Raw genomic sequence first — 13,045 nt, forward strand, 5'->3', positions numbered from 1 at the left:
TACAGGGATGAATGAAGTTCAAGGGAGTACAGGAGCACTCAGTCAGGAGACGGCAGTGCGGATGTCGGAGTTAATTACACAGCTGAGCCGATACAACTTTGAGTACTATACGTTAGACCAATCTACCGTGAGCGACAAGGAATACGATGCGCTATATGATCAGCTTATTGCGATGGAGCGGGAGACAGGTGTGATTTTCCCAGAATCCCCAACACAGCGCGTAGGCGGAGAACTACTCAAAGGGTTCTCGGAGCATCGCCATTTGGCAAGACTTTGGAGTCTCGACAAAGCGCAGAATGTCGAAGATGTTCGCACGTGGAATGCGCGGGTCATGAAGCTTGTGAATGACTATAATACGAAAAATCCTGACACCCCACTGCCTGAGCCTTCTTATGTGCTGGAGCTGAAGTTTGACGGTCTTACCCTGAACTTGACCTATACGGACGGTAAGCTCGTGCAAGCCTCCACACGAGGAAATGGTGAAGTTGGTGAGGGCATTCTTGCACAAGTTAAGACCATTCGCTCCGTACCGCTCACCATTCCTTATCGAGACGGAACCATTGAAGTTCAGGGCGAAGGGATCATGAACTTATCTGTGCTCCACAAGTACAACGAGACCGCGGCAGAGCCGCTCAAGAACGCACGTAATGCAGCAGCAGGTGCACTCAGGAACTTGAATCCGAAGACGACAGCTGAACGCAAGCTGAACGCCTTCTTCTATAATGTGGGCTACTCCGATGCGATTCGGTTCGACAATCATCAAGAGATGGTCGGATTCTTGCATGAGAATCACTTCAAAGTTAATCCTTACGTCACCTATTTCGACACGATCGAGGGGGCTATCGAGGAGCTTGCCAATATTGTGGAGCAGCGTGAGCAACTGGACTATCTGATTGATGGAGCGGTTATTAAGTTGACAGATATGCGCACGCGCGAGGTGCTTGGCTATACGGATAAATTCCCGCGTTGGGCGGTTGCCTTCAAGTTCGAAGCGGAAGAGACGACAACCGTGCTAGAGTCGGTATCCTGGGAAGTCGGCCGTACGGGAAAAATAACGCCAGTCGCCCGCGTTGAAGCGGTGGAACTCGCTGGGGTAACGGTGCAGAATTGTACGCTGAATAATATTGGTGACATTGAACGCAAGAACCTCAAGTACGCACTCGGATCACGCGTCTTTATCCGACGTTCGAACGATGTCATCCCAGAGATTCTAGGTAAAGCAACAGAGGAGAACGACGGGGAAGAAATAGTCTTCCCAACGACATGTCCTGCATGCGGATCGGAGCTTGAGCAGCGCGGCGCGCATCTATTCTGTAACAATCGACTTGGCTGCAAGCCGCAGCTGATCGGACGGATTACACACTTCGCATCACGTGATGCGATGGATATCGAGGCATTCAGCGTCATGACAGCGGAACAGCTCTATGACGAGGTCGACGTTCGTGATCCAGCAGATCTTTACAGTCTGACGTTTGATCAATTGATCGACTTGGATCGGTTTGGCGAGAAGAAAGCGAATAAGCTGCTTGAAGCGTTAGAGAAGAGCAAACAATGTGATTTATCGTCCTTCTTGTTCGCCCTAGGTATTCCGAATACCGGTAAGACGACTACCAAGGCACTTGCCGATCACTTCGGCAGCTTGGATAAGCTGATGGCGGCAACGGCGGAAGAGTTGGTCACGATTCAAGACGTTGGCGCGATCGTAGCGGAGAGCATCGTATCCTTCTTTGCGGATCCGCGAATGCAAGAGAGCATTCGCAAGATGATCGAGCTTGGCGTGTCCCCGGCCGCAGCGCCGACTACATCGGAACCGAAGCGGGAGACCGTATTTACTGGCAAAACCGTCGTACTAACCGGAACGCTTCCTACCCTCAGCCGTGATGAAGCTGCGAAGAAGCTGGAAGCTGTCGGCGCAAAAGTGACAGGCAGCGTCTCGAAGAAGACCGACTTTGTCATTGCCGGCGAGAGTGCGGGCAGCAAGCTGACTAAGGCGCAGCAGCTCGGCATTCGTATCATCGACAGCGAAGAAGAATTACTGCAATTGCTGGGAGAGTAGAACGTCTAAGTTCTACATCATCATCGCCAGCCATTCATTACCGTAACACATAAAAGAGCCCTCGGAACATCCAGCGCATTGATCATTCGTATGCCTGGATTGCCCGAGGGCTTTCGTATTTTCGTTACATTACATTATTTTTCTTAACACCATCGCCCCGTATGCAGCAAGCGGGAACTTTAAGCTCTTACCTGTTGACGTGTAACGTACACCTGTCACCTCATCCTGCCATTCTCCTGCAGGCAGCTTGATAGTCATAGAACGGGCACGCTTGTCCACATTCATGAGGATTGCGAATGTGGCATCCGCATCCTGGCGCTCATAAGCAATGCGTGAATCGCCTTCCTTCGCATAGAGGAATCGGAAATCTCCGCTGCGTAGTGCGCTATATTGATGGCGCAGCGCAATCGTCCGTTGATAGAATCCAAGCAAGTCCATATCGTATTCTGCTTCATCCCAAGGCATACATTTCCGGCAATCCGGATCATGGGAGCCAGTCAAGCCAATCTCATCGCCATAATAGATACACGGTGTACCGAGGAACGTAAGCTGGAAGAGGGCAGCGAGCTTCATTTTCCGAACATCGCCCTTACATAATGTTAATAAGCGTTCCGTGTCATGGCTGTCGAGCAAGTTGAATGTAACTTCATTCGCTTGATGCGGATAACGGAACAACTGCCCGTACATTTTGCCGGCGAACTGTGCTCCGTCCGTGCTCTCGTTCACGAAAAAGTCGAGCACAGCGCCCGTGAACGGATAGTTCATCAGCGCATCGAATTGGTCGCCTTGTAGCCACATCATGCCTTCGTGGAACAATTCACCTAAAACATAAGCTTCAGGATTAACGCTCTTAACGACCTTACGGAACTCACGCCAGAAGGCATGGTCCACCTCATTGGCCACATCAAGGCGCCAGCCATCAATGCCTACTTCTTCGATCCAGTATTTTGCGACATCGAGCAAATACTTCTTCACTTCCGGATGCTCTGTGTTGAGCTTCGGCATTTTCGGTTCGAATGCGAACGTCTCATACGTCGGGACGCCGTCCACAACCGTTAGTGGATATTCACGCACATAGAACCAGTCTGCATAAGGGGAATCAGCTCCTTTTTCCACCACGTCAAGGAATGGAGCGAAAGTTCGTCCGCTGTGGTTAAATACCGCATCGAGCAATACGCGAATCCCGCGAGTATGGCATTGCTGCACCAATTCCTTCAGCGTCTCATTCGTACCGAAATGCGGATCCACTTTCATGTAATCCTGTGTATCATACTTATGGTTCGTCGTTGCTTCGAAGACCGGCGTGAAGTAGATCGCATTCACACCTAGCTTTTGAATATAATCCAGATGATCGATGACACCTTGCAGATCCCCACCGAAGAAATTACTTGGTGTCGGTTTACCGCCCCAAGGCTCCACACCTTCAGGATCATTGGAGGGATCGCCGTTCGCGAACCGTTCCGGGAAGATCTGATAGAAGACTGCATCTTTCACCCAAGCAGGGGGCGTGAACACATCCACAGGGTTCAAGAATGGAAATTCGAAGTTTCCCAGATGGCCTGTTGGCGTTTGCTCACCAAGTGCGCGTTCTGTCAGCCAGATTGTTTCTTTTCCTTGATACAGCTTGAAGCCATAGCTGAGGCGTCGATATTTCGGCTGCACTTCGGCCTGCCAGTAATCGAATAATTCGTCGTGTCCGACAATACGCATATCCTTCGTCATCATTTGATCCCAAGGCAAATATTTGTCGCCATAGACGACTTCAGCGCGTTCCACATCATTTCGTTTGGTGCGAATACGTAAATGGATTGTTGTCTCATCGTATGCGTAGGCCCAGTTCTGTTTGGGCCGGTGGTAAATCGCTTCGAGTAACATGAATAGATCAAGCTCCTTTATCAATTCATCTTATATAACGCAAATAAGCTATCGCGCCGATTTTGTTCGGCGCGAAGCTTACTTCACCAACAATTATTTCAGTATAACGGTGCTGTATGGCGGCAGTTCAAGCGAAGTACCCTCCAACACGGCGCCTTCTTTGCTTTGCAGAGCCAACGTCTTATAGACATCATCTTGCAGCACGACCTTCTGAACCTCTTTGGATAGATTATGAACGACGAGCACCTTAGCCTGCGTAGTCAAACGTTGATAAGCGAGAACATTCGCATTTTCGAATTTGTAGGAAGCAATTCCGCCATCATGTAGTGCAGGTTCAGCGTTCCGCCATTGAATTATCTTCTTATAGTGATTATACAATGACGCGTTATCCTTCTCTTGCTCAGCAACGCCTTGCTTCATCTCTTTATTATAGACGAGAGGCTCCCACGAGGTCTGTCCCTTCGTACCACCCGCAGTAGCAGCGGACCACACCATCGGTTCTCGAATTTGCTCATCCGGTTTCATGCCAAGCATGCCGATTTCTTCACCATAATAGAGGAACGGATTGCCTGGCAGCGTGAGTAGGATCGAGGCTGCCATCTTGGCATGATCCGGATTACCCTTTACTTCAGACATCGTTCGATTCATATCATGATTCGTTAAGAATGGTGCATCGACGAATTTGCCGTTAGAGTTTTTGGCATAGAAGCCATAAATTCGTTCCAGGTTAAAAGCTATATCCGTCGCTTTTTCCGAGTTTACTGTGGATAGAATCGTCTTCGACAGATCGAAGTTGAAGCAAGAGTCTAATGCTTGCGCTAGGAAAGGACCAATCTTCGCCGTGGAATCCCATACCTCACCTACGAGATAGGCTCCAGGATGAACTTCCTCGATTCCTTTACGGAATTCTTGCCACCACGCCTGATTTTTTTCCTTTGTCGCAGGGAGATTTCCTTGCGATTTGAAATCCTCATAGATATGCTTCGCAGCATCGAGACGGAAGCCATCCACGCCTTGCTTCAGCCAGAATTGACCGATCTTGATCATTTCTTTACGGACTTCCGGGTGATCGAAATTCAGATCCGGCATGCCTTCCCAGAAGATACCGAGATAATTGTCATCCCCGGACTTATGCCAAGGTTGCGCACCGGTTGCTCCGTCCGAGGCGAGCGTCTCGCCTGGTTTTGACCAGGTGTACCAATCTCGATAAGGGCTGTTTTTGTCAGAGGCGGCAGCTTTGAACCAAGGATGCTCGCTACTCGTATGATTGACGACCAGATCCATAATGACCTTAATGCCGCGTTTATGCGCTTCATCTAACAATTTTTTGAAATCATCCATCGTGCCATATTGCGATTGAATGCCGTAATAATCAGTTACATCATAGCCGTGATAGCTAGGGGAGGGGTTAATCGGCATCAACCAGATGCCGCCAATCCCGAGATCTTTCAAGTAATCTAGCTTGGCTGTCACACCATTCAGATCCCCGATACCATCCCCATTCGTATCATAGAAGCTTCGAACGAAAATCTCATAGTAGACCGTCGAAGGCTGCTCATCGATTTCGGGAGCAGCTGTCTGCACGGGAGTTGTCTTAACCGTTGCAGCTTCTTTTCCAGCATCACCAGCAGATTTCTCCGATCCTCCATTATTTGCACAGCCTGCCACAACCGCTAACATGAGGAGGAATACAGCCACTCCACTTCGAATCCACCATCTCGACCGAATCAAGCGATGGTTTTTCACCGGATTCATCATCCTTTACTTGCCCCTGATGTTAAGCCTTCCACCAAGAAGCGTTGCGTGAACGCGAATAGAATCGTAATCGGCACAGCGACCAGAACGGCCCCAGCTGCGAAGAGCGTAAATGCTGTACTCGAGTAAGAATCGACGAGATTGAATAGACCCACCGCTAGTGTCCATTGATCACGAGAACGTAGAATCAATCCTGCGAAAATGAAGTCCATCCAGGCTCCTGTAAATGTCATCAAGGAAATATACGTAATAATCGGTTTCGATAGTGGCAGAATGATCTTCGTAAATACTTGCCAGTGATTCGCACCATCGATGGTAGCGGCTTCTTCCAAGCTTCTCGGGATCGTATCGAAGAACCCTTTTGCGACGAATAGTCCAAGAGCGGCTCCTGCCGAATACACAATGATCAGAGCCCATGGCGTATCGAGCAGGTTAAGCTGAACTAGGAATATATAAATCGCGATCATAGCCATGAACCCAGGGAACATACCAAGGACGAGTACGGTGGATAAGATTGCCTTCCGTCCCTTGAACCGGAATCTAGACACGGCATAGGCCGTTAAGAGTTGAATGAATGTACCAATAATCATACTCATTGTTGCGATCTTGAGAGTGTTCCAATACCACTTCACATAAGGAACCTGTTTTCCGGCAATATTCTCGGGATGGAATAAATCCGAATAATGCTTCAGCGTAAATTGCTTTGGAAAGAATGTATCACTAAAAAGCGAATCGCCGACTTTGAACGAGGACATGACCGTCCACAATGCCGGATAGACGGAGGCAATCCCGATCAGGATTAACAAGAGATAACTGAAAAATAAGCGTACCGATCGTTTCGTTTTCATTGGATCATATCCTCCTCTCGGTATGATCTTGTTCTTGTATAACTGAAGATAGACACCGATGCAACGATCAAGAAGATCATAATACCTACGGCGGATGCAACGTTGTATTTATTATTTTCAAGTGTAAGCTTGTAGAGCCAAGTTACGAGCAGGTCGGTCTTACCCGCCATATTGTAATCGATGGATGATGGTCCGCCCTTGGTTAACAAGTAAATAACGTTAAAGTTATTGATATTGCCGGCGAACTGTGTGATCAGAATCGGCGCTGTCGAGAAGAGTACGAACGGCATCGTAATGTGACGGAACTTAACCCATGGTGTGGCGCCGTCCACATCAGCTGCTTCATAGAGATCTTTTGGAATCGAAGTCAGAATTCCCATCACGAGTACCATGGAGACCGGAATCCCGATCCACATATTGATGACGATAACCGACACTTTTGCCCAGAACGGGTCACTTAGCCATGGCAGGCCATCGAGCCCAAAGAATCGGAAATATTGGTTAATCGGTCCGAATTTATCATTTAACATGTTCCGCATGACGAGCAGTGAGACGAATTGTGGAATGGCATAAGGGACAATGAACAGCGTTCTCCATAATCCTTTGAGCTTAATGCCTTGTTGGTTAATGAGCAGTGCAACCAGAATTCCGCCAAAATAACAAGTAACCGTCGCCAATACAGCCCAGATAATTGTCCAAGTTAGTACGCCGAAGAAGGTATCGCTCCAGACGTTTAAGGTAAATAAATCTTTGAAAGTCTGCAAGCCGACCCAATCAACTAAGTTTTTAGGCGGTAAATGGTTTGGTGCAGAGTAGTTGGTGAACGCCATGAAAATCATAAACAGAATCGGCATAATGGTGAAGAAAAGAACGCCGAGAATTGGAATGGCTAAGATCAACCAAGGGAATTTGTTATGCACGCCGTTTCTAATCGAATCGATAAATGTTTTGGTTGGGAGCCCTTTCTCCCGCAAGCGTCCATTCGCAATCGCATCACGTACATTCATAACATAGATGAAGACGTAGAGTAGAACGACAATCATTGATAGCAGTCCATAGATCATCATGAAGATCGAGTGATCCGCGGGAACGGTTTTAGTGATTTTTCCGACTTTAACGAAGTGTTGTCCTTGTTCTCCGAGGGTAAAGAAGCCAACAATATGGGTACTGAGTACGGTTGTAATTAAGGTAATGCCAGTAATATGAGCGAGTAAGAATAACACGCCCTTGGTCCATTGACGATTATACAGCTGTCCTAATCCCATACTGAGAACAGATAACCAGCCAGCTGTTCTAGCATATCGATTCAATGTGATCAATCCCTTCCATGAGCAGTGTCACCCGCCGATGGACGGCGGGTGAGTGATTTAGACCGATATGATGATGTGACAATTATTTGTTGGATGCGATGCTGTCTTTCATTTTCTTAACCATGTCATCCATTGCAACTTTTGGATCTACGCCATCATTCCAGATCGATGTGAAGGTAGCTTCATGTACGCTCCAGAAAGCATTCATTTGTTGAATTTTAGGCATTGGTACAGAGTTCTCGAACTGCTTCAAGAACACAGATGCGAATGGATCGTTTTTGATCTTATCGTTTTCTGCAGCTTTTTTATTCGATGGAAGATTGCCTAGCAATTCGAAATCTCTAATTTGGAACTCTTCTGATGTGATCAAGTGTGCAAATAATCTAGCAGCATTCGGATATTTCGAGTTTGCATTAACCAAGAACGCTTTAACGCCGGAGAATGGTTTCATTGGGTTGCCGTTTGGAAGTGTTGGGTATTCCATGACACCAAGGTTCTTAACCGCTTCTTTTAGTGAAATCGTGTCCCATGGACCACTAACGTTCATTGCCAATTTACCTTCGGTGAACAAGCTCTTCTTGATGTCGGAAGTAACGTCCGCTGTTTTAAGCGGTAGAACGGAATTTTTCAAGGATTGGAAGAACTTCATCGATTCAACCGCGCCTTCCGAGTTCAGACCAATATCGGATGGATCGGAACCATCTTTACCGAATACATAAGCGCCATATCCGCCGAGGAAGCCGAAGTTCCAATAGCCGTTCCCGTTTTCCCACATGTAAGCATATTTTTGTTTTTTCGGGTCATTGAACGTTTTTGCGAATTTGATGACATCGTCCCAAGTTTTTGGTGCCTCAGGAACAAGATCTTTGTTGTAGAATACCGCTGTTGTCTCAACGGAGTTCGGGTATCCGTAGAGGATGTTGTCAATCGTGAGAGCTTCGATCGCTTTATCGCTGTTATTCGCTTTCGTTTCTTCTTCAAAATAGTCGTTCGGTAAAATAATACCGGCTTGCACCGCGCTGCCGATCCGGTCGTGAACCGCTAGGAACACGTCAGCACCTACGCCAGCAGGTCCGTCTGTTGTCATACGCTCGATGGATTTGTCAGGTCCAACTTCTTGGAACTCAACATCAACGCCGTATTTTTCTTTGAATGCTTTAGCCGCTTCGTCGACGAGCGCTTTTTCCGTTCCGCTGCTCCATACGACTAATTTTGCACCTGGTTCAGGTACTAACTCATCTGTTTTTTCTGTTTTAGCGGTGTCCTCTGTTTGTGAGGTAGGTTGTTGCGTGCTTTCCGTTGTGGACTCCTTCGTTTTCCCGCCGCATGCTGCGATTGCGAGTACCATCGTCAAAGTCAACATGAGAACCAACATTTTTTTCATTGTGAGTACCCCTCCAATTGGTATGATACATATCTAGTTCTTATGAAAAGCGTTTATGTGCAAACGTTTGTACAAAATGCGAAAAAAAATAGCGGTTTGATCCGTTTGTACGACGTCTGAAAACGCTTTTATATGCCCTATCATACACAACACCTGAAATTTGGTAAACCGTTTGCACAATCGTTTTTGCTTGGAAAATAGGGGGTTAACTTCTTAAATCTTTGATTTTCTTCGATTTTCTAACTCATTTATGAATTAGGAGAGAATGTCATTTTAGCTTGGATGTGAGTTCATTCTGTTTACATGCACGTTAATTTGCGCTAACATTATGCATAGATTAATTCAAACGATTGCACAAAGTGGAGGGCATTATGGCAGTTACTATCAAAGATGTTGCCAAGAAAGCTGGCGTTTCTCCTTCAACTGTATCTCGCGTCTTGTCGAATCATCCCCGAATCAGTAAAGAGACGGCGTTGAAAGTGAAAGGTATTATGAATGAGATGGGCTATCATTCGAATATGATGGCCCGTAGTCTTGTCTCGAATAAAACATATACATTAGGCATGATCCTGCCACGTCCTGCTGAGGAACTGTTCCAGAATCATTTCTTTGCAGAGAACATACGTGGGATTACAACACAAGCTTCTCGGAATGGGTACGATGTATTGATGACAACGGGGTCCAGCGAGAGTGATGAAATGGAAGCGATTACACGTTTGGTGAAGGGCCGGAGGGTGGACGGCATCATCTTGCTTCAATCTCGCAAATCAGATCCGATCATTGCCTTCTTGCAAGAGCAGCAGTTTCCGTTTGTGCTCATTGGGCGGTTTGAAGATGACCCAACGGTGCTCTGTGTTGATAATGACAATATTCAAGCTGCATTTGACGCAACCAGTCATTTAATTGCGCAAGGACATACTCGGATCGGGTTCGTCAGCGGACCGCCGTCATTATCGGTTTCTCAAGATCGTCTTCAAGGTTACAAACATGCGCTAATTGAGAACCAACTGGACATGAAGCCGGAGTGGATCGTCGAAGGGGAATTCCTGCAGGAGAGCGGTTATCGGGCGATGTCATTTTTCATGAGCTTGCCTGAACGTCCAACAGCACTTGTCGTGATTGATGATGTGGTCTCATTCGGTATTATGCGCGGCCTAACGGAGCTGGGGTACAGTGTACCTGAAGATTTGAATATCATTGGATTTAATAACATCTCGCTTACCGAATTATCGACACCGCCGCTATCAAGTATTGATATCGGTATCTACCAACTGGGTTATATGGCTTCACAACTATTAATTAAGCGAATCCAGGGAGAGACCCTATCCCAAGCGAGAACAATCGTTCCGCATCGACTGATGATTCGCGAATCATCCCTCTATACGAAATCGAAAAGGAGTTGAATAGGTTGACGACATATTTGGAACGTAAACCTTATCTTGTTGATGCTGTCATTGGAAATTCTAAATTTCTTGCTTCTCTAACTCGGACTGGACGTTTGGTGCGCTTATGGTGGCCGAACGTCGGGTTTCCGCAGCACGTGGATATGATCCGCACAGGTATTCGAATGGAGGGTGCGCAGACATCGTGGTTTGATAGCGCGGAGCAAGAACACGGCTGGCAGCATGATGCAGCTTATGTACCCCGTACGAATCTATATCGCGTGAATGCACATTCTAGTCAATGTCCTATTGAAGTTGAAAAGACCTCATTTGCTGTTCCGAGCCAAGATTTACTCGTATTCCATTATCAATTCACGAACCGAAGTGAGCAGCCAGCAACATTCCACTTCGTTCATTATACGTCCATGACCGTGTCGGAAAGTCCTTATTATCATACGACGCAGTTCGATGTGGAAGCGGATGCGCTTGTTCATTTCAGGCATCGTTATTTTTTTATGGCTTCGAGTGCAAACGTGTGCACAAAGTTTCAAGCCGCGAACGCTTGGGATAACGCGAACCATGGAGCTCTTGATGGAAGCCGCATTCAAATGGCGCCGGATGGTGCGATGGAATGGACTTTTACGAATATCGCGCCAGGCGAGACCGTGTCTCTTCCCGTTTATATCACAGCGGGTCACACAATAGATGAAGCAAAAAGTGTCATGCATGAAGCGAAGGAACGCGCCGTAGAAGCTTGGACAGCAGAAACGGTTCAATATTGGATCGATTTCCTGAAATCCGCTAAACCTTGCCCGATGGAGGACGAGCGAATTACTGCACTCTACGAGCGATCACTGCTTGCGATGAAGCTGATGACGGATGAAGAGACAGGCAGCATTATCGCTGCACCTGAATTCGATGAGAATTTCGCGCAGTGTGGTGGGTATGCCTACTGTTGGGGTAGAGATGCAGCCTTCATTACGACGGCACTCGACCGTGCGGGATTAACCGATTTATCAGATCGCTTCTACTTATGGACGTTAACAGCACAAGATCCGGATGGTGCATGGCAGCAACGTCATTATCATGATGGAGCATTGGCGCCTTCTTGGGGCATTCAATTAGATGAAGGAGCATCCATTCTATGGGGGATGTATCAGCACTTATTGTTCCTTTCAGAGCGGGAGCAAACACGTTTCCTTCATCAAATATGGCCAGCGGTCGAAGCGGGGGCAAATTTCTTAACGAAGCAAATCGATGGTGAGACTGGACTGCCACGTGCAAGCCGAGATTTGTGGGAAGAGCGGGATGGCCAGCATACGTATTCCGCAGCAGCGGTCTATGCTGGACTTGATGCAGCGGCATCTTTGGCTGACCTAGCAGGAAATGCTGAATTGTCGAACGCTTGGCGTACTGCTGCACAAGGCATTGCCCAGTCCATTACCGATCGCTGTTGGAATGCATCGCAAAGCGTCTTTTACCGCGGCTTGAAGCTTGAGGTAAATCAAGCTGCTTATCGTCAAGCGCAGGAACAAGGAATTCCTACTGGCATTCAGACGCGTGAAAAAGGTTACCCAGTCTACCAATTGGAGTACGACCCAATCGTCGATGTAAGTCTACTCGGCATTTCCGTTCCATTTGGCGTCGTGCCGGCATCGCATCCCTATGCGGTACAGACTGCGGATACGATTGAACGTGCGTTGACATCTCCGAGCGTTGGTGGAATTAAGCGTTATGAGAATGATCAGTATATTGGAGGCAACCCTTGGATTCTTACGACGCTATGGCTTGCGCAATACCGCGTGATGAATGGGCAGAAGGAAGCTGCAATGGAATTGCTGCAGTGGGCTGTGGATCATCAGACGGAGATGGGATTACTGCCAGAGCAAGTGGATCGTCATTCGGGCGACACGGCGTGGGTTGTTCCGTTGACATGGTCACACGCGATGTTTATTTTGGCGGTACACATGCTATCTGAGACGGAATAATGATTAATCTCTCTATATATAGAAGATAACAGGAAATAGCATCAAGGATATCACTGAATTTGATTCATGATTCCTTGGTGCTTTTTTATGAGGTATTTTGAGGTGAAATATTAATTTTGAAAAAAAGCTTGCATCTTCGTGTCGAATCATGGTATATTACTTCTTGCCGCTTCGGACAATAACTTTTTTGAAAGTAACAAGAAAAAAAGATGTTGACAAGCGTCGAAACAAATGATATTATTAAATTCCTGTTCGACACAACATGATAACTTACAACATGATAAAGAACAGATAAGTTCCTTGAAAACTAAACAAATGGATCGCTTAAATTTTTAAAGAGAACATTGTTCTCGTAAGCAAGTCAGTTTCAAAATGAGCAAGTCAAACACTTTATTGGAGAGTTTGATCCTGGCTCAGGACGAACGCTGGCGGCGTGCCTAATACATG

General features: G+C 47.0%; 8 protein-coding genes. 3 read left to right on the forward strand and 5 right to left on the reverse strand.

Features of this window, described 5'->3' with window-relative positions:
* Positions 1-61 precede the first annotated feature (61 nt).
* A complete protein-coding gene (gene ligA, locus AC3WU2_RS18580; RefSeq protein ID WP_492456600.1) occupies positions 62-2,056 on the forward strand; it encodes an NAD-dependent DNA ligase LigA in 1,995 nt (664 codons plus the stop codon).
* 129 nt (positions 2,057-2,185) lie between these two features.
* Here the strand turns inward: ligA and AC3WU2_RS18585 are convergent, their stop codons facing one another.
* From AC3WU2_RS18585 to AC3WU2_RS18605, 5 genes are all read right to left on the reverse strand, one after another.
* Positions 2,186-3,931, reverse strand: a complete 1,746-nt coding sequence (locus tag AC3WU2_RS18585; protein WP_492456584.1) for an alpha-glycosidase — start codon at positions 3,929-3,931, stop codon at positions 2,186-2,188.
* Positions 3,932-4,024: 93 nt separating this feature from the next.
* The gene (locus tag AC3WU2_RS18590) at positions 4,025-5,689 is read right to left on the reverse strand and encodes an alpha-amylase family glycosyl hydrolase (RefSeq protein ID WP_492456585.1); all 1,665 of its coding nucleotides are present in this window, start codon (positions 5,687-5,689) and stop codon (positions 4,025-4,027) included.
* Entirely contained in the window at positions 5,686-6,534 is an 849-nt protein-coding gene (locus AC3WU2_RS18595) for a sugar ABC transporter permease (RefSeq protein WP_492456586.1), read from the reverse strand. The genes AC3WU2_RS18590 and AC3WU2_RS18595 overlap by 4 nt, the downstream gene beginning before the upstream one ends.
* Positions 6,531-7,844 carry a carbohydrate ABC transporter permease gene (locus AC3WU2_RS18600; RefSeq protein WP_492456587.1) on the reverse strand — a complete coding sequence of 438 codons (1,314 nt, stop codon included), beginning with the start codon at positions 7,842-7,844 and terminating at the stop codon, positions 6,531-6,533. Before AC3WU2_RS18600 ends, AC3WU2_RS18595 begins: the two co-directional genes overlap by 4 nt.
* Before the next feature lie 82 nt (positions 7,845-7,926).
* A complete protein-coding gene (locus AC3WU2_RS18605) occupies positions 7,927-9,228 on the reverse strand; it encodes a sugar ABC transporter substrate-binding protein (RefSeq protein ID WP_492456588.1) in 1,302 nt (433 codons plus the stop codon).
* Positions 9,229-9,599: 371 nt separating this feature from the next.
* Here AC3WU2_RS18605 and AC3WU2_RS18610 point away from each other — a divergent pair, with 371 nt between their 5' ends.
* Complete coding sequence (locus AC3WU2_RS18610) at positions 9,600-10,631, forward strand: LacI family DNA-binding transcriptional regulator (RefSeq protein ID WP_492456589.1); 1,032 nt, start codon at positions 9,600-9,602, stop codon at positions 10,629-10,631.
* A gap of 5 nt (positions 10,632-10,636) precedes the next feature.
* Positions 10,637-12,598 (forward strand): glycoside hydrolase family 15 protein, encoded by a 1,962-nt coding sequence (locus tag AC3WU2_RS18615; protein ID WP_492456590.1) that lies wholly within the window; start codon positions 10,637-10,639, stop codon positions 12,596-12,598.
* Positions 12,599-13,045: the final 447 nt, after the last annotated feature.

The organism is Paenibacillus sp. EB106-05-06-XG162 (assembly GCF_058791655.1).

Excerpts from the sequence above, each read along its gene's own strand:
- ligA (WP_492456600.1), top strand. The coding sequence starts at position 62 with ATGTCGGAGTTAATTACACAGCTGAGCCGATACAACTTTGAGTACTAT.
- AC3WU2_RS18605 (WP_492456588.1), bottom strand. The coding sequence starts at position 9,228 with ATGAAAAAAATGTTGGTTCTCATGTTGACTTTGACGATGGTACTCGCA.
- AC3WU2_RS18585 (WP_492456584.1), bottom strand. The coding sequence starts at position 3,931 with ATGTTACTCGAAGCGATTTACCACCGGCCCAAACAGAACTGGGCCTAC.
- AC3WU2_RS18590 (WP_492456585.1), bottom strand. The coding sequence starts at position 5,689 with ATGATGAATCCGGTGAAAAACCATCGCTTGATTCGGTCGAGATGGTGG.
- AC3WU2_RS18610 (WP_492456589.1), top strand. The coding sequence starts at position 9,600 with ATGGCAGTTACTATCAAAGATGTTGCCAAGAAAGCTGGCGTTTCTCCT.
- AC3WU2_RS18595 (WP_492456586.1), bottom strand. The coding sequence starts at position 6,534 with ATGAAAACGAAACGATCGGTACGCTTATTTTTCAGTTATCTCTTGTTA.